This is a genomic window from Isoptericola sp. MSGPD8_1_ISO-PGPR-S23-394 (genome assembly GCF_058072785.1).
This window is the reverse complement of sequence record NZ_CM176517.1, coordinates 1,780,801-1,805,757: the sequence shown is the minus strand read 5'-3', so window position 1 is coordinate 1,805,757 and position 24,957 is coordinate 1,780,801. Positions and strand designations below refer to the sequence as shown.

General features: G+C 72.4%; 25 protein-coding genes and 2 pseudogenes. 12 read left to right on the top strand and 15 right to left on the bottom strand.

The window, feature by feature from the left end:
* Positions 1 to 43: 43 nt before the first annotated feature.
* From AC3RJ8_RS08110 to thrS, 6 genes are all read right to left on the bottom strand, one after another.
* Positions 44 to 700, bottom strand: a complete 657-nt coding sequence (locus AC3RJ8_RS08110) for a hypothetical protein (protein ID WP_489715385.1) — start codon at positions 698 to 700, stop codon at positions 44 to 46.
* Positions 697 to 1,923 carry a glycosyltransferase family 4 protein gene (locus AC3RJ8_RS08105; protein WP_489715384.1) on the bottom strand — a complete coding sequence of 409 codons (1,227 nt, stop codon included), beginning with the start codon at positions 1,921 to 1,923 and terminating at the stop codon, positions 697 to 699. Before AC3RJ8_RS08105 ends, AC3RJ8_RS08110 begins: the two co-directional genes overlap by 4 nt.
* Positions 1,920 to 2,876, bottom strand: coding sequence for a phosphatidylinositol mannoside acyltransferase (locus AC3RJ8_RS08100; protein ID WP_489715383.1), 957 nt, complete (start codon positions 2,874 to 2,876; stop codon positions 1,920 to 1,922). Before AC3RJ8_RS08100 ends, AC3RJ8_RS08105 begins: the two co-directional genes overlap by 4 nt.
* The gene (gene pgsA / locus AC3RJ8_RS08095; protein WP_489715382.1) at positions 2,873 to 3,499 is read right to left on the bottom strand and encodes a phosphatidylinositol phosphate synthase; all 627 of its coding nucleotides are present in this window, start codon (positions 3,497 to 3,499) and stop codon (positions 2,873 to 2,875) included. The genes AC3RJ8_RS08100 and pgsA overlap by 4 nt, the downstream gene beginning before the upstream one ends.
* A gap of 65 nt (positions 3,500 to 3,564) precedes the next feature.
* Positions 3,565 to 4,125, bottom strand: a complete 561-nt coding sequence (locus tag AC3RJ8_RS08090; protein WP_489715381.1) for an HIT family protein — start codon at positions 4,123 to 4,125, stop codon at positions 3,565 to 3,567.
* 2 nt (positions 4,126 to 4,127) lie between these two features.
* The gene (thrS, locus tag AC3RJ8_RS08085) at positions 4,128 to 6,146 is read right to left on the bottom strand and encodes a threonine--tRNA ligase (RefSeq protein ID WP_489715600.1); all 2,019 of its coding nucleotides are present in this window, start codon (positions 6,144 to 6,146) and stop codon (positions 4,128 to 4,130) included.
* Positions 6,147 to 6,334: 188 nt separating this feature from the next.
* Here thrS and AC3RJ8_RS08080 point away from each other — a divergent pair, with 188 nt between their 5' ends.
* On the top strand, positions 6,335 to 7,126 hold the full coding sequence (locus AC3RJ8_RS08080) for a uracil-DNA glycosylase (RefSeq protein ID WP_489715380.1): 792 nt from the start codon (positions 6,335 to 6,337) through the stop codon (positions 7,124 to 7,126).
* A gap of 9 nt (positions 7,127 to 7,135) precedes the next feature.
* Positions 7,136 to 7,672, top strand: a complete 537-nt coding sequence (locus AC3RJ8_RS08075) for a DinB family protein (RefSeq protein WP_489715379.1) — start codon at positions 7,136 to 7,138, stop codon at positions 7,670 to 7,672.
* Positions 7,673 to 7,699: 27 nt separating this feature from the next.
* On the opposite strand, the gene AC3RJ8_RS08070 is transcribed toward AC3RJ8_RS08075, so the two are convergent.
* From AC3RJ8_RS08070 to AC3RJ8_RS08060, 3 genes are read right to left on the bottom strand one after another with little or no spacing between them, the layout of a single operon-like run.
* Positions 7,700 to 9,019 (bottom strand): chloride channel protein, encoded by a 1,320-nt coding sequence (locus AC3RJ8_RS08070; protein ID WP_489715378.1) that lies wholly within the window; start codon positions 9,017 to 9,019, stop codon positions 7,700 to 7,702.
* A 7-nt stretch (positions 9,020 to 9,026) separates the two neighbouring features.
* Positions 9,027 to 9,323, bottom strand: coding sequence for an SHOCT domain-containing protein (locus tag AC3RJ8_RS08065; protein WP_489715377.1), 297 nt, complete (start codon positions 9,321 to 9,323; stop codon positions 9,027 to 9,029).
* A gap of 3 nt (positions 9,324 to 9,326) precedes the next feature.
* Positions 9,327 to 9,746 carry a DUF6325 family protein gene (locus AC3RJ8_RS08060; protein WP_489715376.1) on the bottom strand — a complete coding sequence of 140 codons (420 nt, stop codon included), beginning with the start codon at positions 9,744 to 9,746 and terminating at the stop codon, positions 9,327 to 9,329.
* A gap of 233 nt (positions 9,747 to 9,979) precedes the next feature.
* On the opposite strand from AC3RJ8_RS08060, the gene AC3RJ8_RS08055 reads away from it, so the two are divergent.
* The 6 genes from AC3RJ8_RS08055 to AC3RJ8_RS08030 all read left to right on the top strand — a co-directional run bounded on the left by AC3RJ8_RS08055 (position 9,980) and on the right by AC3RJ8_RS08030 (position 13,841).
* On the top strand, positions 9,980 to 10,186 hold the full coding sequence (locus AC3RJ8_RS08055; protein ID WP_489715375.1) for a hypothetical protein: 207 nt from the start codon (positions 9,980 to 9,982) through the stop codon (positions 10,184 to 10,186).
* Between the two features lie 149 nt (positions 10,187 to 10,335).
* The gene (locus tag AC3RJ8_RS08050; protein WP_489715374.1) at positions 10,336 to 11,178 is read left to right on the top strand and encodes a DUF4397 domain-containing protein; all 843 of its coding nucleotides are present in this window, start codon (positions 10,336 to 10,338) and stop codon (positions 11,176 to 11,178) included.
* Complete coding sequence (locus AC3RJ8_RS08045; RefSeq protein WP_489715373.1) at positions 11,175 to 11,909, top strand: class F sortase; 735 nt, start codon at positions 11,175 to 11,177, stop codon at positions 11,907 to 11,909. Before AC3RJ8_RS08050 ends, AC3RJ8_RS08045 begins: the two co-directional genes overlap by 4 nt.
* An 81-nt stretch (positions 11,910 to 11,990) precedes the next feature.
* The gene (locus tag AC3RJ8_RS08040; protein WP_489715372.1) at positions 11,991 to 12,572 is read left to right on the top strand and encodes an RNA polymerase sigma factor; all 582 of its coding nucleotides are present in this window, start codon (positions 11,991 to 11,993) and stop codon (positions 12,570 to 12,572) included.
* Complete coding sequence (locus AC3RJ8_RS08035; protein WP_489715371.1) at positions 12,556 to 13,284, top strand: anti-sigma factor; 729 nt, start codon at positions 12,556 to 12,558, stop codon at positions 13,282 to 13,284. The genes AC3RJ8_RS08040 and AC3RJ8_RS08035 overlap by 17 nt, the downstream gene beginning before the upstream one ends.
* A 149-nt stretch (positions 13,285 to 13,433) precedes the next feature.
* On the top strand, positions 13,434 to 13,841 hold the full coding sequence (locus AC3RJ8_RS08030; protein ID WP_489715370.1) for an LbetaH domain-containing protein: 408 nt from the start codon (positions 13,434 to 13,436) through the stop codon (positions 13,839 to 13,841).
* Positions 13,842 to 13,863: 22 nt separating this feature from the next.
* Here AC3RJ8_RS08030 and AC3RJ8_RS08025 read toward each other — a convergent pair whose 3' ends face one another.
* Positions 13,864 to 16,287, bottom strand: a complete 2,424-nt coding sequence (locus AC3RJ8_RS08025; RefSeq protein ID WP_489715369.1) for a DUF5979 domain-containing protein — start codon at positions 16,285 to 16,287, stop codon at positions 13,864 to 13,866.
* Here AC3RJ8_RS08025 and AC3RJ8_RS08020 point away from each other — a divergent pair.
* Together AC3RJ8_RS08020 and AC3RJ8_RS08015 are read left to right on the top strand one after the other, a co-directional pair.
* Positions 16,280 to 17,350 carry an FAD-binding protein gene (locus tag AC3RJ8_RS08020; protein ID WP_489715368.1) on the top strand — a complete coding sequence of 357 codons (1,071 nt, stop codon included), beginning with the start codon at positions 16,280 to 16,282 and terminating at the stop codon, positions 17,348 to 17,350. The two genes, AC3RJ8_RS08025 and AC3RJ8_RS08020, sit on opposite strands and share 8 nt — an antisense overlap.
* Positions 17,351 to 17,366: 16 nt before the next feature.
* Positions 17,367 to 18,116 carry a succinate dehydrogenase/fumarate reductase iron-sulfur subunit gene (locus tag AC3RJ8_RS08015; RefSeq protein WP_489715367.1) on the top strand — a complete coding sequence of 250 codons (750 nt, stop codon included), beginning with the start codon at positions 17,367 to 17,369 and terminating at the stop codon, positions 18,114 to 18,116.
* 171 nt (positions 18,117 to 18,287) lie between these two features.
* On the opposite strand, the gene AC3RJ8_RS08010 is transcribed toward AC3RJ8_RS08015, so the two are convergent.
* Positions 18,288 to 19,151 carry an alpha/beta fold hydrolase gene (locus AC3RJ8_RS08010; protein WP_489715366.1) on the bottom strand — a complete coding sequence of 288 codons (864 nt, stop codon included), beginning with the start codon at positions 19,149 to 19,151 and terminating at the stop codon, positions 18,288 to 18,290.
* 66 nt (positions 19,152 to 19,217) lie between these two features.
* Between AC3RJ8_RS08010 and AC3RJ8_RS08005 the strand changes: the two genes are divergently transcribed.
* Complete coding sequence (locus tag AC3RJ8_RS08005) at positions 19,218 to 19,766, top strand: CGNR zinc finger domain-containing protein (RefSeq protein ID WP_489715365.1); 549 nt, start codon at positions 19,218 to 19,220, stop codon at positions 19,764 to 19,766.
* An 83-nt stretch (positions 19,767 to 19,849) separates the two neighbouring features.
* On the opposite strand, the gene AC3RJ8_RS08000 is transcribed toward AC3RJ8_RS08005, so the two are convergent.
* The gene (locus AC3RJ8_RS08000) at positions 19,850 to 20,785 is read right to left on the bottom strand and encodes a zinc-binding dehydrogenase (protein ID WP_489715364.1); all 936 of its coding nucleotides are present in this window, start codon (positions 20,783 to 20,785) and stop codon (positions 19,850 to 19,852) included.
* Between the two features lie 65 nt (positions 20,786 to 20,850).
* On the opposite strand from AC3RJ8_RS08000, the gene AC3RJ8_RS07995 reads away from it, so the two are divergent.
* Complete coding sequence (locus AC3RJ8_RS07995) at positions 20,851 to 21,558, top strand: TetR/AcrR family transcriptional regulator (RefSeq protein ID WP_489715363.1); 708 nt, start codon at positions 20,851 to 20,853, stop codon at positions 21,556 to 21,558.
* Between the two features lie 563 nt (positions 21,559 to 22,121).
* On the opposite strand, the pseudogene AC3RJ8_RS07990 reads toward AC3RJ8_RS07995, so the two are convergent.
* The 3 genes and pseudogenes from AC3RJ8_RS07990 to AC3RJ8_RS07980 form a co-directional block, all read right to left on the bottom strand.
* A pseudogene (locus AC3RJ8_RS07990) lies at positions 22,122 to 22,578 on the bottom strand (transposase); the annotation flags it as partial.
* Positions 22,575 to 23,891 (bottom strand): ISL3 family transposase, encoded by a 1,317-nt coding sequence (locus AC3RJ8_RS07985; protein ID WP_489715362.1) that lies wholly within the window; start codon positions 23,889 to 23,891, stop codon positions 22,575 to 22,577. The gene AC3RJ8_RS07985 and the pseudogene AC3RJ8_RS07990, both read right to left, overlap by 4 nt.
* Positions 23,892 to 24,000: 109 nt before the next feature.
* A pseudogene (locus AC3RJ8_RS07980) lies at positions 24,001 to 24,808 on the bottom strand (IS3 family transposase); the annotation flags it as partial.
* Positions 24,809 to 24,957: the final 149 nt, after the last annotated feature.

The following is a 24,957-nucleotide window of genomic DNA, read 5'->3' as shown; positions in this document are numbered from 1 at the left end:
GTGCCGACGTGGTCCACGTCGTGCCTCCCATCCTACGGGGGCATCAGATGGCGTCGATCCCGTCCGGCATCTGGTCGTCCAGCTCCACCGTCTGCGGCCAGGGGGCGCGCCCGGCCAGCCGCAACCACCGCGCCCGGCGCGGACGACGGGCCCGCTGCGCCTGGGCGACGGCCTCGTTGTGGAACCGGCGGGCGAGCTGGGCCCGGTACCAGGCGCCCGCCAGGTCGCCGACGAGCTCCTCGCCCGGGCCGGAGGACCGCAGCCCCGCCACGGTGTCCGCGTCGGCGAGCACCGAACGCAGCGTCACCGACAGCTCGGACTCGCTGCGCTCGCGCTCGGCCGGCAGCCCGGTCAGGGCGAACGCTTCGGCCGGCGACGGACCACCCACGACGGCGACGCTCTCGGCGTCCGCGGGCGGACCCGGCACGCCCTCCTCCTCCGCCGCACCGGGCGGCTCGCCCGCCGTCGTCACCGCGAAGGCCGCGTCGGCGAGCAGGACCGAGCTGGCCGGGTCCAGCAGCCCGGACGACGCCAGGTCCAGGGACGTCCGCACGCGGCGGTCGAGCTGTGCCTGCAGCGCCAGCCGCGAGGCCACGACCTTGTGGTGCAGCCGGTCCAGCCGCGACGCCGCGACCCACACCCACCACAGCGCCAGCCCGAGCAGGACCACCGCGAGCAGCGCGACCTCCGACCAGCTCATCGCTCACCTGCCACGTCGGCCCGCGGGCGTCGGCCGAGCAGCCACGACGAGCGCTCGGCCCGCAGGTCCCGCCGCACGGTCCCCGTCCCGAGCGCCTCCGTCGCGGCGACCGCCATCTCGTACACGGCCAGCACCTGGTCCGTCACGGTCGCCCAGTCGAAGCGGCGCACGAAGGTGCTCGCGCGCTCGCGCCGTGCACCGGTGTCCGTCGCGTCGGCGAGCGCGGCGACCACGGAGGCCGCCAGGTCGTCGGCGTCGCCGGTCCGGAACAGCCTGCCTGCCGTGCCGTCGTCGAGCACCCGCCGGAACGCGCCGAGGTCGCTCGCGACGACGCCCGTGCCGGCGCTCATGGCCTCGACGAGCACGATGCCGAAGCTCTCCCCGCCGGTCTGCGGAGCCACGTAGAGGTCCGCAGACCGCAGCAGCGCGGCCTTGTCGTCGTCGCTGACACCGCCGAGCCACTCGAACGCGGCACCGTGCGGCCCGAGCGCGGCCTCGGCGGCCGCGCGGCCGGAGTCTCCCTTGCCCGCCACGAGGAACCGCGTCCCGGGCACCTCCGCGAGGATCGCGGGCGCCGCGGCGGCCAGGACCTGCAGGCCCTTGCGGGGCTCGTCGAGCCGCCCGAGGAACGCGACCGTCGGGGCCTGCGGGGTCCCGCGCCAGCGCGCGTCGCGGGGGCCGACGGCGAACCGGTCGACGTACACCCCGTTGGGGATGACGACGGCGTCGCCGCCCAGATGGTCGATGAGCGTCCGGCGCGCGTCCTCCGAGACGGCGATGCGGGCGGAAATCTTCTCCAGCGACTGCCGCAGCAGCGGGTGGGCGACCTGCAGTGCCCGCGAGCGCACCTGGGAGGTGTGGAAGGTCGCCACGACCGGTCCCTCGGCGACCCACAGGGCGAGCATCGACAGCGACGGGGTCATCGGCTCGTGCAGGTGCAGCACGTCGAAGCTACCGGTGTCGATCCACCGGCGCACCCGGGCGGCGGCGCGGGGGCCGAACGCGAGCCGGGCGACGGAGCCGTTGTAGCGGACCGGGACGGCGCGCCCGGCCGGGGTGACGACGTCGGGCACCTCCGTATCGTCGTCCGCGGGCGCCAGGACCGAGACCTCGTGCCCGGCCGCTCGCAGCGCCTCGGCGAGGTCGCGCACGTGGAACTGCACGCCACCGGGGGCGTCGAAGGAGTAGGGGCACACGATGCCCACGCGCAGCGGCCGCATCATGCCTCCCCGGCCGCGGCGCGTGTGCGCGCGTACCGCTGCGGGTCGAGGTCGTCGACGAACACCTTCTGCAGCATGTGCCAGTCGGCGGTGTGCCGGGCGATGTACTCGCCGAGGACGTCCGTCCAGGCCTGGGTGAGCCGGGCGACCTGGGCCCGCCGGCTCCCGCCGTCGGGCGGGTCGACGGGCGCGTGGAACCGGATCACGATGCCCCAGGGGGTGCGCGCACGACGACGGCGCTCCCCCGCGAGGCGCTCGTGCCGGATCCCGACGGGTATCAGCGGTACGCGCGCGGCCACGGCGAGTGCCGCGGGCCCGGCGGCGACCCGGGCACGGTGCCCGCACAGGTCCACCTCGACACCGCTGGCCGTCAGGTCACGGTCGGACAGCAGCGGCACGAGCCGGGGGCCGTCCTCCGCGCCGCGGACCAGGCCCTTGAAGACGCCGTCGTCGCCGAGCGGCAGCACGTCGATCCCGATGGAGCGCCGGAAGTCGACGAACTGCTCGAACAGGGCCGGGGGCTTCAGCCGTTCGGCGACTGTCAGCACCGGCGCGATGCGCGGTGACGCCCACGCCCCGGCGAGGTCCCAGTTGCCGAGATGGGCGAGCGCGAGGGACATCGCACCGCCGGCGTCGGTGATCGCGGTGACGTGCTCGAGGCCTTCGACCCGGACACGGGCGGCGAGCTGCTCCGGCGTGGCGCCCTGGAGCGTGAACGCCTCGCGGAAGTACCGCAGGTAGCGCCGCATCCCGTCGCGGGTGAGCCGTCGGACGGCCCGCTCGTCCAGGTCGGGGCGCACCCGGGCGTAGTTGGCCTCCATCCGGCGCACGCCCGCGCCGCGGCGCAGCCAGGTCACGTCGGCGGCCACGTCGAACGCGGCCCGCAGCAGCGGTTCCGGCACCTTCGGTGCGTGGCGCCAGGCGAAGGTGTAGGCGGCGGCGAGGTCGACCATCACGCCTCCTCGGTGGTGGGCAGGAGCTGGCTGCGGACGGTCAGCACCCGCTGGGCGACCGTGACCAGGCTGGCGAGCGCGAGCAGCCCGAGCACGACGACCAGGACGGCTACCGGCAGGCCCAGCTGGACGAACGCGGTGGGGACCAGGGCGACCACGAGCCGGTCGGAGCGCTCGGCGATACCGACGGCCGCCGTCGCGCCGACGGACTCGGCCCGGGCACGGGCGTAGGGCACCACCGAGCCGAGTACCAGGCACGCCAGGGAGACCATGGTCCCCGCGACGGCCCAGGGCTCGTCGGGGTGCAGGGCGAACCACAGCGTGAGGCCCCCGAACACCGCGCCGTCGGAGACGCGGTCGAGCGTCGAGTCGAGGAAGGCCCCCCACGGACCGCTGCGACCGCTGAGCCGGGCCATGACGCCGTCGAGGGAGTCCGTCAGGACGAAGAGGCCGAGGAGGAGCGCGCCGAGGGTCAGGTGACCGGTGGGCAGCAGGGTCAGCGCGAGGGCGGTGACGATCACGGTCCCGGTGATCGTCACGGCGTCCGGCGACACCCCACGGCGGAGCAGCAGCCGCGCCAGAGGGGTGAACAGGCGCTGCATCGTGGCCCGCAGGCGGCCGAACATGGGTGCTCCTCGTCTCGTCGTGCGTGCCGGCGGCCCGGCGCGGCCAGGCTAGCGCCCGGCGCCGGTCAGCGGGTGGGCCACGCCGCGGCGAGCCGTGCGCGGGTGTCCGCGAGCAGTTCGGGCAGTGCCTTGGTCCGTCCGACGACGGGCAGGAAGTTCGCGTCGCCGAGCCAGCGCGGGACCACGTGCTGGTGCAGGTGCGCCGCGATGCCGGCCCCGGCGGCCTCCCCCTGGTTCATCCCGAGGTTGAAGCCAGCGGGCGCGTAGACCTCGCGCAGGACGCGCATCGCGGTCTTCGTCATGGCCGCCAGCTCCGACGTCTCGTCGTCCGTCAGGTCGGTGTAGTCGGAAACGTGCCGGTAGGGCAGCACCATGAGATGACCACCGTTGTACGGGTACAGGTTGAGCAGCGCGAAGCAGTCCGCCCCGCGGGCGACGACGAGACCCTGCTCGTCGTCGCCCGCGGGGATGCGGCAGAACGGGCACTCGTCCGGCGAGCTGTCGGCCGGTTTGTCCTGCCCGCCGATGTACACCATCCGGTGCGGCGTCCAGAGCCGCGCGATGTCGTCCTCCGGCGGGCCGAACCGGTCCGCCGGCTCGACACGGGGCTCGCCCCGCGCGCCCACGCTCAGACCTGCTCGCGGTCGCGGACCGCCGTCACGATCCGCTCGACGGCGTCGGCCACCGGCACGCCGTTCTCCTGCGTGCCGTCGCGGAACCGGAACGAGACCGCGCCCGCCTCGGCGTCCTCCCCGCCCGCGATGAGCACGAACGGCACCTTCTCCTTGGCGGCGTTGCGGATCTTCTTGCCGAAGCGGTCGTCGGAGGTGTCCAGCTCGGCACGGATGCCCTGCGCGCGGAGCTGCGCGACGACGTCTCCGAGGTAGTCGTCGAAGGCGTCGGCGACGGGCACGGCGAGCACCTGGACCGGCGCGAGCCAGGCCGGGAAAGCGCCCGCGTAGTGCTCGAGCAGCACCGCGAAGAACCTCTCGATGGACCCGAACAACGCACGGTGGATCATGACCGGACGCTGGCGGGTGCCGTCCGCGGCGGTGTACTGCAGGTCGAACTTCTCCGGAAGGTTGAAGTCGAGCTGGATGGTCGACATCTGCCAGGTCCGGCCGATGGCGTCCCGCGCCTGGACGGAGATCTTGGGGCCGTAGAACGCGGCGCCGCCCGGGTCCGGGACGAGCTCGAGGCCGGAGGCGGTGGCCACCTCCTCCAGCGTCCGGGTGGCCTCCTCCCAGCTGTCGTCGTCGCCGACCGACTTCTCGGGGTCGCGGGTCGACAGCTCGAGGTAGAAGTCGTCCAGGCCGTAGTCGCGCAGCAGGTCGAGCACGAACGTCAGCAGCGAGGTGAGCTCGTCGCGCATCTGCTCGCGGGTGCAGTAGATGTGCGCGTCGTCCTGGGTGAAGCCGCGGGCCCGGGTGAGGCCGTGCACGACGCCGGACTTCTCGTACCGGTACACCGTCCCGAACTCGAACAGCCGCAGCGGCAGCTCGCGGTACGAGCGGCCCCGCGCGTCGAAGATCAGGTTGTGCATCGGGCAGTTCATGGGCTTGAGGTAGTAGTCCTGGCCCGGCTTGCGCACGGTGCCGTCGTCGTCGAGCTCCGCGTCCAGGTGCATCGGCGGGTACATGCCGTCGGCGTACCAGTCGAGGTGCCCGGAGGTCTCGAACAGCTTCGACTTGGTGATGTGCGGGCTGTTGACGAACGAATACCCGGACTCGACGTGGCGCTTGCGCGAGTACTCCTCCATCTCCATGCGCACCATGGCGCCCTTGGGGTGGAACACGGCCAGGCCCGACCCGATCTCGTCGGGGAAGCTGAACAGGTCCAGCTCGCTGCCCAGGCGGCGGTGGTCGCGACGCTCGGCCTCGGCGAGCCGCTCGAGGTGCGCCTTGAGCTCGTCCTTGCTGGGCCAGGCGGTGCCGTAGATGCGCTGCAGCTGCGGGTTCTTCTCGCTGCCGCGCCAGTAGGCCGCCGCGGAGCGCATGAGCTGCACGCCGTTGCCGATGAGCTTGGTGCTCGGCAGGTGCGGACCGCGGCACAGGTCCGACCACACGACGGTCTCGCTCTCGCGCCCGGCGCCGCGGACGTTGTCGTAGATGGTCAGCTCCCCGGCGCCGACCTCCACCGAGACGCCCGCGTCGTCGCCGGCGCTCGCCGCGCTGCCCTTGAGCCCGATGAGCTCCAGCTTGTACGGCTCGTCCGCCAGCTCGGCGCGGGCCTCGTCCTCGGTGACGACCCGGCGGCGGAACGTCTGCCCCTCCTTGATGATGCGGGCCATCGCCTTGTCGAGCTTCTTGAGGTCGTCGGGCGTGAACGGCTCGACGACGTCGAAGTCGTAGTAGAAGCCGTCCTTGACGGGCGGGCCGATGCCGAGCCGGGCGTCCGGGTTCACCTGCTGCACGGCCTGAGCCAGCACGTGCGCGGCGCTGTGGCGCAGCACGGCCAGACCGTCGGGCGAGTCGACCGTCACGGGTTCGACCGCGGTCCCCGGCACCAGCTCGCGCGACAGGTCGAGCAGCTCACCGTCGACGCGCATCACGACGACCTCACGTCGGTCCGCGAAGAGCTCGGTGCCCGTCGTCGGCTCCGTCACCGTCACCGTGGTGGTCCCCTCGACGGGTGCGGGCGATGACAGCGGCGCGGCGGCGTCGGACACGACAGTGCTCCTCAGGTTCGTTCGTGGTTCAGCGGACGCTCAGCGCCGCCGAGGGCGCCGCCGTGACGGCGACGCCCCCCGATCGTACCGACCCGGACGGCCGGGCCGTCGCCGGCGGCAGCGGCGAGCGCTCGCGGCGGGGAGCTCCGCCACCGCAGGATGGGTGGATGAGCTGTGCGCCCGACGACGACGGATACCCGGCCACCGTGCACGCGGCCGACACCCTCGGGGCGGTCGACCGTCTCGTGGTGGGCTGTCGCGCGTGCCCCCGGCTGGTCGCCTGGCGCGAGCAGGTCGCGGCCGAGCGGCGCGCCGCGTTCCGTGACCAGACCTACTGGGCGCGCCCGGTGCCCGGGTTCGGCGACAGCGCTGCTGCGGTCGCCGTCGTCGGCCTGGCGCCCGCGGCCCATGGTGCCAACCGCACGGGTCGCATGTTCACCGGGGACCCCAGCGGGGACTTCCTGTTCGCCGCGCTGCACCGCACCGGGTTCGCGAACCAGCCCCGGGCGACCGGACGCGACGACGGCATGCGGCTCGATGGGCTCCGCCTCGTGGCCCCCGTGCGCTGCGCTCCCCCGCAGAACCGGCCGACCCCGGCCGAACGTCGCCGGTGCGCCCCGTTCCTGGCCCGCGAGCTCGAGCTGCTCGCGCCGACGCTGCGGGTCGCCGTCGCCCTCGGGGCGCTCGGCTGGGACGCCCTCCTCGCGTCCCTCGGCGAGCAGGGCTGGGCCGTGCCGCGACCCCGTCCGCGGTTCGGCCACGGCCAGGAGCTCACGCTGCGCCGGTCCGACGGCGGGACGGGGCGGGAGCCTGCTGCGCCCGCGGCGATCACCGTGCTCGGGAGCTACCACGTCTCGCCGCACAACACGTACACCGGGCGACTGACCGCCGCGATGCTCGACGAGGTGCTCGGGCGCGCGGCGCAGCTGGCGGGCCGTACCGGACCAGGTGCCGGATAAGGTCCTGCCATGACCGGCCGACCGACCCGTGTCGAACCCCCGCTGCGCGCCGACGAGGCCACCACGCTGCGCACGTTCCTGGACTACCACCGCGACACGCTGCGCTGGAAGACGGCCGGGCTCAGCGCGGCGCAGCTCGGCACGCCGCTGCCGCCGTCGACGATGACCCTGGGCGGGCTGCTCAAGCACCTCGCCTACGTCGAGTCGCAGTGGTTCCAGGTCGTCCTGGCCGGGCGCGACGCGCTGCCGCCGTTCGACAGCGTCGACTGGAGCGACGACCCGGACTGGGAGTGGCACTCCGCGCACGCCGACTCCCCCGACGCGCTGCGGGCCCTCTTCGACGCGGCTGTCTCCTCCTCGGACGAGGTGCTCGAGCCCGCACTCGCCGCGGGCGGGCTCGACACGCTCTCCGCCCGCGAGAGCCGGCACGGCGACGGCCGGTTCTCCGTGCGCTGGATCCTCACCCACATGATCGAGGAGTACGCCCGCCACAACGGCCACGCGGACCTCCTGCGCGAGGCCCTGGACGGCGAGACCGGCGAGTAGGTGTCCCGGCCGCACGGACCGGCCGGGTCAGCCGCCCCGGCGCTCCTTGACGATCACCTGCTCGAAGACGAACGCCACGACCACCGCGATGAGCACGACCGGCGCCATGGCCGCGGCGTTCGGCCCGAGCAGCAGGATCACCAGCACGGCCGAGGAGACCGGGAACGGCAGGATCGACGCCGTGGCCGCCGCCATCCCGGCCGCCACCGCCGGCACGACGCCGTATCCGGGCAGGCCGGACACCAGCACGCCGGCGGCCGCACCGAGCAGCAGCGCGGGGAAGATCAGACCTCCTCGCAGGGCGCCGAGCGAGACCCCGTAGGCGATCGACTTGAAGAGCAGCAGCGCCACCAGGGCGGCCAGCGACCACGCGTGCGCGTCGGCCACCAGCGGTTCGAGCAGCCCCTGCCCGGAGAGCGCGACCTCCTCGGGTGACCGCCCGGTCAGCAGGGAGTAGGCGACCGTGCAGAGCCCGACGACGAGCGCCGCCGCGAGCGCCGTCCCCGCCGGGCGTCGCTCGGCGACGCGGGCGACCCACCGCCCGACGTGGTGCACCTGACGCACGCCGACGGCGATGACCACGGCCAACGGGACCGTCCAGAGCACGTCGCCGAGGTCGGGCCGCTGCGGCCCGTCGACCTCGGGCAACGACAACGAGGAGATGCTCAGTCCCGTCCACGAGCCCATGCCGGTGAAGACCAGCGCTCCCACGCCGGAGGCGAGGAGGCACGGGAGGATCACCCGGGCCAGCTTCGGCCCCGCCAGGCCCACCGCCTCCAGGACGAAGATGGCGGCGACCAGCGGGCTGCCGAAGATCGCTGCCAGTGCCGCCGAGGCACCGGCGACCGTGAGGAGCGCCTGGGCCGTCGGGTCGGCGGCTCGGGCGATCGGGCGGACCAGGAGCAGCGCCACGGCCGACCCGAGGGCGAGCAGCGGGGCCTCCGGCCCGAGGACCACCCCGAGCGGCAGGCCGCCGAGGGCGGCCAGCAGGATCCCGGGGACGTGGGACGCCGGCACCGCGCCGAGCCCCAGCCCGTCGACGGGCACATGACCGCCGCGGCCCGGCAGCCAGCGGACCGCCACCCCCACGAGCAGCCCGGCCAGGAGCAGCCAGGGCAGCGCCCACCACCACGGTGGGACGTCGAGACCGACGGCTTGGGGCAACGACTCCCAGACCGCGTGCTCGAGCGCGTGCAGGAGCGCCAGGAAGCCGAACGCGACCAGGGAGACCGGGATGCCGATCCCCGCGGCGATCAGCAGCAGGCCGACGTAGCCGCGCGTGCGGACGGCGTCCTCGGGTCCCTCGGTGCGGTCCGGCTGCGTCTGGCCGTCGGGGTGCGCGGACACGGCCGGCTCAGCCGAGGATCTTGGCCTTGGCGGCCGCGAACTCCGTGTCCGTCAGCAGCCCCGCGGTGCGCATCTCGCCGAGCTTCTGGAGCTGGGACAGAGTGTCGTCGGCGGGCGGCGCCGCTGGCAGCTGCTGGGCGTACTGGGCCTGCTGCGTGTCGTAGGCCTGGGCGCTGGCTCGCTGGTCGGCCCGCGCGTTGGCGCGGTTGTTCATCGCCCGGCTGGTGGCGGAAGCCGTCCCGGTGATGACGGCGGTCCGTGCCATGGTCCCGAGCAGTCCGGGGCGTCCCATCCTTCGGGGCATGTGTCAGTCCTCCTCTGCAATGACGCCGGCCAGCTCTTCCAGGGCGGCCGACGGGACAGTGGTCATGTCGATCAGGGACCCGCCGGCCTCGCGCAGCGCCGTCGTCAGCCCGGTCGCCCACGTGTGCTCGAAGACGAGCATCCCGACGGCCGCCCCCGGGGCGAGGTCGTCCGCGATCGCCTCGACGTCGTCCTCGGCGAGGTACCCGCTCGGCTCGCCCACCAGCTCCGCCAGGCCGTCGGCGGCGTCCGCGGCCTCGAGCCACTCGACCGAACCGTCCTCGCCCTTGCGGATCGCCAGCATGTCCAAGACGTTGATGGTGCCGGCCTCCGAGAGCCGGACGAGCTCGGCGACGATCTCGCCGGAGAAATTGCTGTGGGGGAACTCCACCAGGAGGAGCTCCACAGGTGCGGTGACTTCCATGTCCTGCCTCTCGATCGGACGGAGCGCGTGCACGCCGGTGAGCGACGGCTCGGTCCGCGCGCCAGGTCGTCACGCGAACACGCTGGTCACCCGCCCCGATCATCGAGCCGACGTGCCGCCATCGCAACAGGAGGCGCGGCGTGCCGCACGCCCCCGCGGACGTCGTGTGAGGTGACTGTGAAGGTGGCCGCGTCGGACGGGGGCCGCCGCTCGCCTCCTCGCACAATGGCCGGGTGCGTACGACCGACACCCCCATCTTCGATGCGCTGGCCCGCGAGTTCGAGAACCAGCGTCCCCTGATCCACGTGGCCTCCGCCCTGGGTGCCGATCCCCTGGGCGACCCCTTGACGCGCACCCGTGCCGCCGACGTCTCCTTCGTGTCCTCCGCGAGGCGCGGGCCGCTGCCACGGCGCGGACGTGCGGAGGGCTCGCCGTCCTGACCGGGCACCGTCCGGAGCAGGAACCAGGCGGCGGTCCGGAGAAAGTTCGACCGTGGTGCATCCGCCGGAGCCTCCGTGCCCGAATCCCTGGTGACCGACTCATGCAGTCCTCGTCCCTCACGGACGAGGCGCGACAACCAGGAGGACTCATGCGCACCACCCGACTCACGGCGACGTTCGGCGTCACCGCGCTCGTCGCTGCCGGAACGGCCTTCGCCCTGCCCGCGCACGCCGCGGAGGGCGACGCGATGCTCTCCGTCCTGCACGGCGTGCCGGACACCACCGTCGACGTCTACGTCAACGGAGAGCTCACCCTCGACGACTTCGAACCGGGTGACCTCGCCGGGCCGCTGGAGCTCGCGCCGGACACCTACACGGTGGCCGTCACGGCCGCCGACGCCGAGGACGACTCCGAGCCGGTCATCGGCCCCGTCGACCTTCCGCTGGAGGGCGGCATGAGCTACACGGCCGCAGCGCACCTCGACGCGGAGGGCTCGCCGACGGCGACGCTGTTCACCAACGACACCTCGGAGATCGCTGCGGGTGAGGGGCGTCTGACGGTCCGGCACGTCGCGGGAGCGCCCGCCGTCGACGTCCTCGCCGGTGACGAGCCGGTCATCGAGGGCCTGGAGAACCCCGACGAGGAGGTCCTCGAGCTGCCCGCCGGGACCGTGCCGGCTGCGGTCGCCGCGGCGGGAACCACCGATCCGGTCGTCGGACCGACGGACGTCGACGTCGCCGAGGGCGTCAACACGATCGTCTACGCCTGGGGCTCGCTCGACGACGACTCCCTCGCACTGGCCGTGCAGACGGTCGACGGGATGCACTCCAGCCCCGCCGGCGTCGACGCCGGGACCACCGGGGCGGCCGCGGTGCAGCACCACGGCTGGTTCAGCCCCGTGGTCGCCGGTGCCCTCATGGCACTGATCGCCGGGCTCGCCATCATGGTGGGCGTCAGGAACGCGGTCCGGGTGGGCCGCGAGCGCCGGTGACGACCGGCCGCCGCCGTGCGGCGGACCGGGTCTCGCGCCCGCTCCGCCGCACGGCGGCGGCCGCGCTCCTGGCGGCGGCCTTCGCCGTCGTCGGGGGCACGGCCTTCCTGTCGAACGACGACGAGGGCGTCGGGTCGGAGATCCCCCGGTCCGTCCCGACGGACGAGCGGCGCGTCACGCCCACCGCACCCGCCGTCCCGGCCGAGCCGGACGCCCCGTCCCCGGAGCGGTCCGCGCCGGCCGGGACGGCCGACGTCCCGGTCGTCGACGCGGCACCGCAGGACTCCCCGGCGGGCGCCGCGCCCGCCCGGCTGCGCGTGCGCGGCCTGCTCGACGTCCCGGTGCGGCCGGTCGGGGTCGACCCCGACGGATCCATGGAGCTGCCCGCGCGCGGAGACGTGGCCGGGTGGTACCGCTTCGGACCGTCGCCCGCGGACGACGCCGGGACCGTCGTGCTCGCCTCGCACGTCGACACGATCGACGGGGTCGGCGCCTTCGCCGGGCTGACCGCCGTGACACCCGGCGACGTGGTGGTGGTGACCGACGAGGACGGTGCCCGCCACCGGTACACCGTCAGCGGCGTCGAACGCTTCTCGAAGGAGGTGGTGCCGCTGGACGAGATCTTCGACCGCACGGGAGAGCGTCAGCTCGCTCTGATCACGTGCGGCGGGCGCTGGGACGCCCAGGCAGGGCACTACGAGGACAACCTGGTGGTCACGGCGGTGGCATGATGACGCCGTCGGTTCAGCACGCTAGGTTGTCCGCAACGGGCATCGCCGACCGGCGACGCCGCGTCCGACCACGGAGGATCTGTGACGACTGGGGCCGAGGGTGCTGCACCCCCGACCACCGACGACGACGTGGCCGCACGGTTCGCCACCGGTACGGAGGAAGGGCTCGCCGCGGCATACCGCCGGTGGTCCCCGCTGATCCACACGGTTGCGCTGCGCTCGCTGGGCGAGGCGTCCGACGCCGAGGACGTCACGCAGCAGGTCTTCGTGGCCGCCTGGCGATCTCGTTCCGGCTACGACCCGGGACGGGCCCGGCTCTCGACCTGGCTGCTGGGCATCGCGCGGCACAAGATCGCCGACGTCCACGCGTCCCGGGAACGGATCCGCAAGCAGCAGCAAGCCGCCGAGGCCTTCGCTCCGAACCCACGGGGAGAGGAGGACCCGGTCGGTCCCGGGGTGGTCGACCGCGCGGTCGTCGCCGACGAGCTCGCCAGGCTCGGGGACCCGGCCGGCACGATCTTGCGGCTCGCGTTCTACCAGGACCTGACGCACACGCAGATCGCCGAGGAGCTCTCGTTGCCCCTCGGTACCGTCAAGAGCCATATCCGACGAAGCCTGACCAGGCTGCGGACACGATGGGAGGTGGATGGTGCAGCACGTTGACCCGGAGGTCCTCGCGCTCGTCGCGCTCGGCGAGGACGGTGCCGCCTCCCGCGACGACCACGCCCACCTCACCGACTGTGCCGTGTGCCGCACGGAGATCGACTCACTCGCGCAGGTCGCCTCGGTGGCACGCGCCGACGACGCCGGCCTCGTCGCCCCCCCGCCCGAGGTCTGGGACCGGGTGCGCGACGAGCTGGGCCTCGCCCAGGACGACCCGCAGCCGGCGACCGTCGTCGACCTCGCCGCACGCCGCCGTCGTCCGTCGCCGCTGTGGGCTGCCGCAGCAGCGAGCGTCGCCCTGGTGGTCGGTGTCGGCGGCGGGGTCGTGTGGGAGCGGTCGCGGGCCCCCGAGGCGCCGACCGTCGTCGAGCCCGTCGCCGTCGCCGAGGCCCAGCTCGAGCCGTTGCCGGACTGGCCGTCGTCGGCCGGGCGGGCCGTGGTCGAGGAGGACCCCGAGGGGAACCTCGAGGTCGTCGTGACCGTCGACGACGCGGGCGCGGGCGACGGCTACCGCGAGGTGTGGCTCCTGGCCGATGACCTCAGCGGCATGGTGAGCCTCGGCGTCCTCAGCGGGAGCTCGGGGACGTTCCCCGTCCCCGCCGGCCTCGACCTCGGGACCTACTCCCTGGTCGACGTCTCCGAGGAGCCGTTCGACGGCGACCCGACGCACTCCGGCGACTCCGTCGTGCGCGGCGGTCTCGCCAGCACCTGACCGGTCCAGACCTGCTCTGACCAGGCCGGACCGGCCCGGCACGGCGCTCTCCCGGAATCTCTGACCGGGCCGGAGCGTTGAGAAGAACAGCACATCGTCCGCGTCCCGGCGCGGGCCTCAGGCCCCCGGGACCCATGGAAGGGGGCCGTATGCCTCGCATCCGTATGCCCAAGCGCATCGAGTTCGAGAACGACGCCGGTGAGACCGTCCGCTACGTGCGGCACGGTGACGGTGGCTACGTCTCGCCACAGGCAGACGTCGCCCCGGACGCCGTCGTCGGCCGCGGCACCTACGTCGAGCGCGGTGCCCGGGTCGAGGCCGGGGCTCGCCTCGGCGAGGTGACCTGGGTCGACCACGACGCGGTCGTGGGCCGCGGCGCCCGGGTCGGCAGCAGCGTGCACCTGGGACCGGGCTCGTCCGTCGGGGCCGGCGCCCACGTGGCCGACCACGTCCACCTCGGGCGCGGCGTGCGCGTCGAGGCCTCCGCCACCGTCGAGGCCGAGGCGTCGGTGCCGGACGGCGAGATCGTCCGGCACCGCTACGCCCAGGCCGCCTGACCGCGACCGTTCGCGCCGCCGCCTACCCCTGCTCCCCCTGGCGGCGGCGCAGCCGCACCAGGACGTAGCCGATACCGACCAGCATCAGCGCGAGGAGGGAGGCCCCGGCGAGGTCGGCACCCGTGCGCGGCAGGAAGCCCGGTCCCGGCGTAGCGCCGCCCGGTGTGGCGTCGTAGGTGTTGACGACGTCCACACCGACGGTCGACATGCCGGCCACGGGGACCTGGAACGCGCCGGACGTCGGCACCTCGCCCGCCGGGTCCGCGGTGGTCGAGTCGTCGGCGACCGTGATCGCCACCGATCGGGCGCCGCCCGCGTCGGTCTCCGCCAGGGTGCACGTGGCCCCCTGCGGCAGGTCGGCGTAGACGGCCGTCCAGTCGCCGGCGGCGCTCAGCTCGCGGTCGGCTCCCCCGGGCACGTCGATCGCGACCTGCTCACCGTCCACGTTGCGGGTGCAGTCCAGGCTGACCACGAGCACGTCCCCGGCGTGCTCCTCCGCGCCGTCTCCCGCGAGCGTCTTGGTGACGGCGACCTGTCCGACGTCGAAGGTGTTCGTCACGTCGACAGCCGCCGCCCCCGACTCGTCGGGCGGGACGACGACGGCGCCGGGCTCAGCGCCGTCCGTCACCACGGCGACGACCGTCGAGGTCGCGCCGCCGGTCCCCGTCTCGGTCACGACGCACTCCGCGTCGACCGGGAGCCCGTCGTAGACGGCGGTGCCGCCGGCCTCCACCTCGCGCGTCGCCCCGTCCGGCACCTCGATGGACTCGCCCTGGAAGGTGCAGGCGAGCGAGACCTCGAACGGCCCCGACCCCCAGAGCTCGGCTCCCTCGCCGTCGACGGTCTTGTCGACCTCGACGGACCCGACCTCGAACGTGTTGGTCACCGTCACGACGCACTCGGCACCGACGGGCAGGCCGTCGTAGGTGGCTGGCTCGTCCGGCGTCACCGTGCGGGTGGCACCGCCCGGCACCTCGAGCTCGGATCCTTCGAAGGTGCAGGCGAGCGACACCTCGAACGGCGCGGTGACGAACTCGGCGGCCGGCCCGTCCACGACCTTCTCGACCTGGATCGACCCGACGTCGTACGTGTTGGTCACGACGACCTCGACGGGGTCGAGGACGCCCGCCGCGCCGTCCACCACGACGGGGTCGGGGTCGACGGTCACCGTGGTCGCCCCGCCGGTCTCCGTCTCGGTGACCGTGCAGGTGGCCCCGTCCGGCAGGCCGAAGTACAGCCCGGGGAACCCGGGGCCGAAGGCGCGGACGCCGCCGCCCGGGATCGGCACCTCCCCGCCCGTCGACGTGGTGCAGGCCAACGTCACCTCGTACGGGAAGTCCTCGAACGGGACCTCGGCGAGGTACTGCTCGACCAGGTCCAGCAGCTCGGCGAGCGTGTCCGGGTCGATCGGCCCGTCGGGCAGCTCGGGCAGGGGCGGCAGGTCGGGCATCGGCGGGGCGTACGCCGCGCCGTCGCCGTCGACCGCCTTGCGCACCACGAGCGGTGCCGTGTCGAAGGTGTTGGTCATCGCGACCGTCACCGTCGTGGGGGCGCCGTCCTCGGCCGGCGGCACGACGACGTCGGCGCTGGTGCCGTCCACCGGCTCGCCCCCGTCGACGCTCACCGTGGTCGCGGTGGCGCCGAAGGTGTCGGACTCGGTGACGGCGCACTCGGCACCCACCGGCAGCCCGTCAAACATGGCGGGCTCACCCGGCAGGAACTCTTGCGTGGCACCTCCCGGGACGGGGATCTCTACCCCCTCGTATGTGCACGCGACCGTGACCTCGAACGGTCCCGGGCCGTAGAGGGCACCGAGGCCCTCCAGCTCCTTGTCCACCTCGATGGCACCGACGTCGAAGGTGTTGGTGATGATCACCTCGGCCGTCTCGTCAGCACCCACCGTGACCGTGTCGGGCAGGACGACCGCGCCGGTCGCGCCGCCGTCGTCCGTCTCCGTGATCGTGCACTCCGCGCCCGCGGGCAGGTTGGCGATCTCGGCATCGAGCGGTCCTGCGCCGCCGAGGACGACCTCACCGTCGTACACGGCCCGCGGATCGCCCGGGCCGTCACCGTCGTCGTCGTAGGTGCACGTCACGGCGATCGTGAACGGGCCGGTGCCGTACTGCTCCGCCCCCTCGCCGTCGACCACCTTGAGCAGGTCGATCGCGCCGACGTCGTAGGTGTTCGTCAGCACCACCTCGTTGGTGCCCTCGCCGAGCACGTCGGGCAGGAGCGTGAGATCCGTCGACGGGCCGTCGGTGACCACGGGGTCCTCTCCCGGCTGCTGGACGGTGATCGTCACCGACGAGGCGTTGCCCGTGCCGGTCTCGGTGACCGTGCACTCGGAGTTCACCGGCAGGCCCATGAGCTCCACCGTCTCGCCGTCCTCGATCGTGACGACCATCGGGTCGTCCGGACCGTAGCCCTCGGCGTACACGGTGTTCACCGGCCAGTACGCCGAGACCGAGGAAGAGGCCGACCGCTGGTACGACGACCAGGAGAACAACCGCCGCACGCCGGACCTCCTGCCCCGCGACGAGGTCGCCCGCGCGATCAACACGGAGGTCAAGGAGGGCCGGGGCTCGCCGCACGGCGGCGTCTACCTCGACATCGCCAGCCGCATGCCGGCCGAGGAGATCAAGCGCCGCCTGCCCTCGATGTACCACCAGTTCAAGGAGCTGGCCGACGTCGACATCACCGCCGAACCCATGGAGGTGGGGCCGACCTGCCACTACGTCATGGGTGGCATCGAGGTCGACCCAGACACCGGCCGGTCCAGCATTCCCGGGCTGTTCGCGGCCGGCGAGTGCGCCAGCGGGATGCACGGCTCCAACCGGCTCGGCGGCAACTCGTTGTCCGACCTGCTGGTCTTCGGGCGCCGCGCCGGCCTCGGCGCGGCCGAGCACGTCGAGGGCCTCGAGCGCCGTCCGGTCGTGGGCGAGGAAGCCGTCCGGCGAGCCGCAGCGACGGCGGTCGCGCCCTTCGAGCCGTCGGTCGGCGGCACCGCCGAGAACCCGTACACGCTGCAGACGGACCTGCAGCAGGTGATGAACGACCTCGTCGGCATCATCCGCACGCACGCCGAGATGGCCGAGGCTCTCGACCGCCTCGAGGCGCTGCGCGGACGGGTGCGCGATGTCGTCGTCGAGGGTCATCGTCAGTACAACCCTGGCTGGCACCTCGCACTGGACCTGCGCAACATGCTCCTGGTCGGCGAGGCCGTGGCGACGTCGGTGCTGCTGCGCACCGAGAGCCGCGGTGGCCACACCCGCGACGACTACCCCGACCTCGACGCCACCTGGCGCCGGCGCGTGCTGGTGACCCACCTCGGCGACGACGTCGACGGCGGTGCGAACGATCCCGTGGTCCCCCGCGTCGTCGTCTCACCCGCCGAGCGCACGCCGATGCGCGACGACCTGCTGGCGCTCTTCGAGCTCGCGGAGCTGGAGAAGTACTACACGCCGGACGAGCTGGCCGCGCACCCCGAGCGCACCGGGGGCACGGCATGAGCGCGAGGAGCACAGCATGACGTTCACGGGACGGTTCCGGGTCTGGCGCGGCGACGCCGACGGCGGCGCTCTGCGCGACCACGAGGTCGAGGTCAACGAGGGCGAGGTGGTCCTCGACGTCCTGCACCGCCTCCAGGCGACGCAGACGCCGGACCTCGCCGTGCGCTGGAACTGCAAGGCGGGCAAGTGCGGGTCGTGCTCGGCGGAGATCGACGGGCGGCCTCGGCTGCTCTGCATGACGCGGATGTCCGTGTTCGCACCGGACCACGTCGTGACGGTGACTCCCCTGCGGACCTTCCCCGTGATCCGCGACCTCGTGACGGACTTGTCGTTCAACTACGCCAAGGCGCGCGAGGTCACGGCGTTCACCCCTCCGGCCGGGCTCGAGCCCGGCGAGTACCGCATGCAGCAGGTCGACGTCGAGCGCTCCCAGGAGTTCCGCAAGTGCATCGAGTGCTTCCTGTGCCAGGACACGTGCCACGTGGTCCGTGACCACGAGGAGAACAAGGAGTCGTTCGCCGGGCCCCGGTATCTGCTCCGCATCGCCGAGCTGGAGATGCACCCGCTCGACGTCGCGGACCGCGTGGACGCCGCCCAGGACGAGCACGGACTCGGCCGGTGCAACACCACCAAGTGCTGCACCGAGGTGTGCCCGGAGGGCATCAAGATCACCGACAACGCCCTGATCCTGATGAAGGAGCGCGTCGCGGACCACCGGTACGACCCTCTCGTGTGGCTGGGGCGCACGATCTCGCGCCGCCGCTGAGGATCGCCGGGTGCGTGCGAAGAGACCCTCGACCGGTGTCTCCGCCGGTCAAGGGCCTCTGCTCGGTGTGGGCGCTACCGGGTTCGCACCGCATTCCGCCGTCGTTGTCTGCTGGCGTTCGCTCGCGGTCCTGGACGCACTCGGTGGCGCCGTCGCCCGGTCGACCCGTGGTCAGGAGTGGCGGGAGAGGAATCGGCGCATCAGGGGCGCCACCTGATCGAGCGCGCTCTCGAGCAGGAAGTGTCCGCCGTCGAGCAGGTGGATCTCCGGGTCGTGGGCGTGGTGGCGGAATGCCTCGGCACCCTCGGGGCCGAAGATCTCGTCGTTCTCGCCCCAGACGGCGAGCACCGGCACGCGGGAGTCGCGCAGGTACTCGTGGAGGTCAGGGTAGAGCCGGACGTTGGTGACGTAGTCCCGGAAGAGCGCGAGCTGGGCCCGGTCGTTGCCGGGCCGGGCGATGAGTGCGGCGTCGTGCCGCCAGGTGTCCGGGCTCACGACGGCCGGATCGGGAACGCCGTGGGTGTACTGCCACCGGATCGCATCCTCACCGAGGGCCGGGCGCAGCGCGGCCTCGGTCTCTGCGTCGGGCTCGGCGGCGTACGCCCACACGCTCTCCCAGAACTCGTCAACGAAGCCCTCTTCGTAGGCGTTGCCGTTCTGGCTGACGATGGCCCAGACGCGGTCGGGATCCTTGAGCGCGAGGCGCCACCCGATCGGTGCCCCGTAGTCCTGGACGTAGATCGCGTACCGGTCGACGCCGAGGGCCTCGAGGAGCTTCGAGGTGTGCGCGGCCAGAGCGTCGAAGGTGTACCGGAACTCGTCCGCCGGCGGAGCGCCGGAGAGCCCGAACCCGATGTGGTCCGGTGCGATCACGTGGAAGTCGTCAGCCAGCTCCGGGATGAGGTGGCGGAACATGAACGAGCTGGTGGGGTAGCCGTGCAGCAGCACGACGGTGGGAGCGTCGGGGTCGCCTGCCTCACGGTAGAAGACGTTCAGACCCTCGACCTCCACGAAGCGGTGGTAGGTGTTCACCACGACGCCCTCCTGTCTAAACTGGTTTCGGTGGTTAGATCAGTAGATCACCGAGCATCTAACTTGTCAATGGTCCTGTGGAGGTTAGAAATGATGACGACCGACGATCACGGCGGCGCGCTGCTCGCCTTGCTGAACTCCACGCCCGTCGAGGGCGGAGCCCCGACGGACCTCCTGTCCGACGCGGCCCACGCAGCAGACCTCGCGCGCCGCTTCGGCGGAGAGGGAACGACGAGCGAGGTGCGCGAGCTGGTCCGTGCCCGGGACGGCCTCCAGGACGCCGCGCGCACCGGCACGATCGGTGTCGAGCTGGACCAGATCCTTCGAGACGTCGAACAGGAGCCGTTGCCCCTCACCCCCCACGGCTTGCGCTGGCAGCTCGCCGGTCCTGCTGCGAAGCTGCCTGCGGCGCGCGCGATCATCGCTTGGGCCGAGGTCACCGCAGAGCAACCCGGCAGGCTCCGGCCGTGCGGGAACCCCGACTGCCGGAAGTTCCTCATCGACCGCTCCAAGGGCAACACCGCACGGTGGTGCTCCATGGCCACCTGCGGCAACCGCATGAAGGCGCGGCGTCACTACTCACGGCAACAGAGCCCGTCCGAGACCGGGCGTCCATGACCGGGGCTCCTTGCGGCGCGACGTCAGGTTCTCGCAGACGGTGAGGCCGGCGGCACGCGCTCGAGACCTTCCGTCCCGCTCAGTCACTCATCGGCGACCACGTCGACGACCGCCTTCCCGTGCAACGAGCCGGTGTGCAGCCGTTCGATCACCTCCGCAACTCGGGTCCACGGCCCGCGCCACGCGATCGACGGGTGAAGACGCCCCTCGACGAGGCGTGCACTGAGCCATGCGAGGTCGGGCGCGAGGGGCGAGCCGTCGAGCTGGTGGAACGTGACGATGCTGCGGTTGTGTCGGGACGGATCGGCGATGAGGGCGCCCACCGGGAACACCTCCGGCTGCGACGTGACATGGCCGAGCGCGACGAGCACGCCGTCGCGTCCGAGCCGGTCGAACGCCTGCACCAGCAGGTCACCGCCGACGCAGTCGATCACGCCGTGCACCTCGCCGCGATGCTGCCCCGGGGTGGCCAACACGTCGGAGGCGCCCAGGCGCCGCAGCTCGGCCCCGTACCGGTCGGGTGAGGTGGTGACGGCCACCACGGTGGCGCCACCGAGATGCGCGAGCTGCACGGCGTACCGCCCGACTCCTCCCGTCGCTCCCGTCACCATGACCGTGCGCCCGAGGATCGGGCCGATCCGCCGCAGCGCACGCAGGGCGCTGTTGGCGGCCACGGGAAGGGTGCTCATCTCGCCGAGATCGGCAGCGTCAGGCACCACGCCCAGCATGGCGGCCCCCACCGCGCGGTATTCCGCCGAGCCTCCTGCCTCACCGAGGCTGATGACCGGAGTTCCGACACCGGGGCCGGAACCGTCGGCGGCGGCCTCGGCGACATTTCCGGCCGCCTCCCAGCCCGGCACTGCGCCGTCGGGCAACGACTGTGCGGTAGCGATGTCTCCGTAGTTGATCGTGAACGCCGCCACGCGCACGACCGCCTCCGACGCACGCGGTTGCGGTGGTGGGGACTCTGCGAGACGGACCCCCGCGGGGTGTGCAGAGTCGACGATGATCGCGCGCATGCTGCCTCCTTAAGTGCCTCTGTGTGCCACATGATACTCAGGGACAGTCCGGTAGCGTCTGTCGCATGCTGAGGTACGAGGTAGCCGACGACGCCGCGACAGGACTGCGCGAGCGCAAGAAGCGCGCCACCCGACGCGCTCTCGTCGTCGCGGCGCTCGAGTCGTTCACGCGGGAGGAGCCCGACCGTGTCACGGTCGACGACCTGTGCGCCCAGGCGGACGTGTCCAAACGCACGTTCTTCCGGTACTTCTCGAGCAAGGAAGACGTCGCGATGACACCTCTGAAGGACATGTGGCGCGCGTTCGCGCGACGACTGGCCGAGGAGGCCATGCCGGGGGACGAAGACACCCCGCTTCTGCTGTCGCTGAGCGATGTCCTCGCCGAGGCCATCAGGGAACAGGAGCGGGCCGGCAGCGAATGGACACGGTTCACACGGGCAGCGCTGCTGCTCGACCAGACCTATTCCTCCTTCGCCGCACACAACCTGCAGTTCTGCGACCGCACCGTCGCGCAGGTGTTGGCGATCCTGAGTCCTGAGCCCGGCGCGACCGCCGACGAGGAGAGGCTGGTGCTGCTGCTGGACATGCTGGTGGTCGCATCACGCAGTGCACAGCGTGCATGGATGCCCCGCACCGGGCCGAAAGCCGACGCGAACGGCCTCATCGACCTGGTGCGGGAGCGGGTGTCTGTTCTCCCCGACAGCCTTCGTCTGACGACGGGTTCGGTGAGACCGGTCACCGTCCAGGGCCGGGGCCACGACACGGGTTGGTGACATGACGCGCGGTGCCCACCTCGCCACGATGACCGAGGCACCGGTCGCGGCGCCGCCGTCAGTCACGCACCGTCTGTGCGTCACAGAGCACGCGCCGAGTCCGCCGGTGTCCGCACGCGCCCACCGCCGTTCACGCGGCCCACTTCCAGGCAAGACAAGAGGCCCTCCGACCGAGCGTTTCCGCTGGTCGGAGGGCCTCTGTGCTGGTGGGCGATACTGGGTTCGAACCAGTGACCTCTTCGGTGTGAATGAACTCAGACCTGTGCGAGCGGGCTCAGATCGTTGAGATTCCGCCCGTGGGGGTCCGCCGGCGTCCTCCTATAGTCGGGCCCGTAAGCCAGCAGTTGAGCCAGCAATCGACCCCTGCGAACTGAGCCGTCAGTGGGCGACCGGCCACGGAGTCCGACGATGGCAGACGGCCACGGAAGCCTTGCTCCCCCGCAGCTCCTCCCCGTAGTAGTCCGACTCCGCGCCGTTCAATCACGGCGTACCCGAATCTGGAGTTGTTCGGCAACGGGCTGCACTGAGTCGCCCCGGCGTGTCCGGAGACTTGGTGGGTTGCGTCAGGCCGCTTCGGCTTGGCGCTTTCGGTGACTGTAGTAGAACGCTTCGACCTCGATGGGTGTGAGGTCGTCGATCGAGCCGTGGGTGCGCTCGGTGTTGAACCAGTGGACCCAGTCCAAGGTCTCGATCTCCACGTGGTCGCGCCCCCCTCCAGGGGCCTTCGCGGTGGACGAGCTCGGTCTTGTAGAGCCCGATCTGGGACTCAGCGAGGGCGTTGTCGTAGGCGTCGCCGACCGAGCCGACCGAGGCGTCGATGCCGTGCTCGACCAGCCGGTCGGTGAACGCGATCGAGGTGTACTGGGACCCGGCATCGGTGTGGTGGACCAGCCCGGACAGGTCGGTCACGCCGGCGGTGCGGCGGGTCCACATCGCCATCTCCAGGCAGTCCAGAACCAGGTCGGTGCGCATCGAGGTGGCGGCACGCCAGCCCAGGATCCGGCGGGAATAGAGGCTCAACGCAGTTGAGGGTGTAGTCGCGGTCTGAAGCCGCCGGCTTCCAGGAGCGAGCGGGCGATGTAGTGGGTCAGGTTGCGGAACCCGAGGGCGGAGCGGCGTAGGTGTTCGAGGCGCCCGTTGATCGCCTCCGTCGGTCCGTTGCTCGAGCCGGGAAGGTCGAAGAACGCGAGGACGTCGGCGGCGCGCTTCTTGAGGGTCCGGCCGAGGGTGACGAGCTCGCTCAGGGCCGCCGGAACGCCGCGGGCCACCGAGTCGATCACGGCGGTCATGAGAGCGCGGCCGTGTGCGCGGTCGGGGTGGCGGTAGGCGGTGATCATGCGCTGGTAGATGCCCCAGGTCGCCTCGACCTCGACGTGCTCCTCGGTGGCGAACAGCGCCTCGATCCTGGTCGTCTGCTTGTCGGTGAGCAGGTCGGCGCCGGTGTGCAGGGTCCGCCGGGCGCGGTAGAGCGGGTCCTTGGCACGGCCGCGGTGGCCGTGCAGATCGAGCTGGACTCGGCGGCGGCAGCGGTCCAGCGCGTCACCGGCCAGGCGGACCACGTGGAAGGGGTCCATCACCGCGACTGCGTCGGGCAGCTCCTCGGCCGCAGCGGTCTTGAAGCCGGTGAACCCGTCCATCGCGACCACCTCGACGCCGTCGCGCCAGGTCTTCGGGCGGGCGGCGAGCCAGGTCTTGAACGCGCTCTTGGAGCGCCCTTCGACCATGTCCAGCAGGCGGGCCGGTCCGGTGCCGTTGCGGATCGGGGTCAGGTCGATGACCACGGTGACGTACTTGTCCCCGCGGCGAGTGTGCCGCCAGACGTGCTCGTCGACGCCGACAGTGGTGACGCCGTCGAAGCGGGCCTCGTCGTCGATCAGCAGGCGGCGTCCCTCGGCCAGGACGGCGTCGTTCGCGGTGTGCCACGACACCGCGAGGGCCTCGGCTACCCGCGCCACGGTCAGGTGCTGAACGACGAGCCCGACCAGGGCCCAGCGCACCGCCGCCCGCGACAGCTTCGCCCGCGGCTCCGCCGCCGCCGTGGTGTCCTGACGCCACACCCGGGCGCAGCCCGAGCAGCGATAGCGGCACACCCTGATCAGCAGCGTCGTCGGCCGCCACCCGAACGGCTCGTGCGCCAGCCGTCGGGTCACCGTCCCTCGCGGCGTGGCCTCAGCGCCGCACCCGCGGCAGAACGCGTCGTCATCGCGGGCGAGGACACGACACTCCAGCACCGCTCGGTCAGGCTCCAGATGTTGCCCGACCACAACGAGGCCGAGCTCGTCCAGGCACGCGAAGGTCGTCAGGTCAGGGGCAACGAAGGTAGCGTCAGGCACGTCGAGGTCTTCTGGATGGGTGGCGTAGGAACCCCCATCATCAGGGGACCTCGACCCATCCCCGCCCCAGCTCAGCCAGCCAGCGCTACACCCTCATCTGCGTTGAGCCGGAATAGACGTCGAAGACGAACGCGACGTAGACCATGCCCGACCAGGTGGGCACGTAGGTGAAGTCCGCGACCCACAGCTGGTCGGGAGCGAACGCCGCGAAGTGCCGGTCCACGAGGTCGGCGGGTCTGGCCGCCGTGGTGTCAGCCACGGTGGTGACCGGACGCCGGCCCCGCACGGCGCCGGTGACGCCCAGCTCGCGCATGAGCCGTTCCACGGTGCAGCGGGCGACCTCGTGCCCGTCGCGGCGCAGCCGCAACCACAGCTTGCGGGCGCCCAGGATGCCGCGCTTGGACCACTCGGCCCAGATCACGGCTTTCAACTCGGCGTCGCGCACCGCCCGCTTGGACGGGCCACGATCGCGCGCCTCGTAGTATGTCGACGGGGCGATCTTGATGCCGTGCTCACCGAGCACGGCACAGATCGGCTCGACTCCCCACCGCAGGCCACCCTCGCGGCTGCCTTGTGGCTGGCGACGAACGCCACTATCTCGTCGAGGGCCGGTCGAGCTCGGCCGCGAAGAAAGCCGACGCCGCCTTGAGGATCTCGTTCGCTCTGCGCAGCTCGGCATTCTCGCGCCGCAGCCGCTTGAGCTCCGCGGACTCCTCGGTACTGACCCCGGGCCGCTGACCCGAGTCGACCTGGGCCTGGCGCACCCACTTGCGCACCGATTCCGCGGTAGTGACCCCCAGCCTGGTCGCGACCACACGGATCGCTTCGTACTCCGAGCCGTAGTTCGGCCGCACCTCAGCGACCATCCTCACCGCTCGCTCACGCAGCTCCGGCGGGTACTTCGAGGGACGTGCCATGACCATCATCCTTCCAAGGAATCTGGTCTCCGGACACGCCGGGGCGACTCAGTACCAACGCCGTGGTGGGCCTTTTCCGGACCCGCCTCATCCGCCCAGCGAAGTTACAAGCGACTGCCAGTAGCCTTCGAGGGTGAAGATAGGGGCGG

Bases quoted from the DNA above. Each gene is read 5' to 3' on its own strand.
- AC3RJ8_RS08110 (WP_489715385.1), bottom strand. From the start codon at position 700: ATGAGCTGGTCGGAGGTCGCGCTGCTCGCGGTGGTCCTGCTCGGGCTG.
- AC3RJ8_RS08105 (WP_489715384.1), bottom strand. From the start codon at position 1,923: ATGATGCGGCCGCTGCGCGTGGGCATCGTGTGCCCCTACTCCTTCGAC.
- pgsA (WP_489715382.1), bottom strand. From the start codon at position 3,499: ATGTTCGGCCGCCTGCGGGCCACGATGCAGCGCCTGTTCACCCCTCTG.
- AC3RJ8_RS08080 (WP_489715380.1), top strand. From the start codon at position 6,335: ATGAGCTGTGCGCCCGACGACGACGGATACCCGGCCACCGTGCACGCG.
- AC3RJ8_RS08075 (WP_489715379.1), top strand. From the start codon at position 7,136: ATGACCGGCCGACCGACCCGTGTCGAACCCCCGCTGCGCGCCGACGAG.
- AC3RJ8_RS08065 (WP_489715377.1), bottom strand. From the start codon at position 9,323: ATGCCCCGAAGGATGGGACGCCCCGGACTGCTCGGGACCATGGCACGG.
- AC3RJ8_RS08060 (WP_489715376.1), bottom strand. From the start codon at position 9,746: ATGGAAGTCACCGCACCTGTGGAGCTCCTCCTGGTGGAGTTCCCCCAC.
- AC3RJ8_RS08050 (WP_489715374.1), top strand. From the start codon at position 10,336: ATGCGCACCACCCGACTCACGGCGACGTTCGGCGTCACCGCGCTCGTC.
- AC3RJ8_RS08035 (WP_489715371.1), top strand. From the start codon at position 12,556: ATGGTGCAGCACGTTGACCCGGAGGTCCTCGCGCTCGTCGCGCTCGGC.
- AC3RJ8_RS08030 (WP_489715370.1), top strand. From the start codon at position 13,434: ATGCCTCGCATCCGTATGCCCAAGCGCATCGAGTTCGAGAACGACGCC.
- AC3RJ8_RS08015 (WP_489715367.1), top strand. From the start codon at position 17,367: ATGACGTTCACGGGACGGTTCCGGGTCTGGCGCGGCGACGCCGACGGC.
- AC3RJ8_RS08005 (WP_489715365.1), top strand. From the start codon at position 19,218: ATGGTCCTGTGGAGGTTAGAAATGATGACGACCGACGATCACGGCGGC.
- AC3RJ8_RS08000 (WP_489715364.1), bottom strand. From the start codon at position 20,785: ATGCGCGCGATCATCGTCGACTCTGCACACCCCGCGGGGGTCCGTCTC.
- AC3RJ8_RS07995 (WP_489715363.1), top strand. From the start codon at position 20,851: ATGCTGAGGTACGAGGTAGCCGACGACGCCGCGACAGGACTGCGCGAG.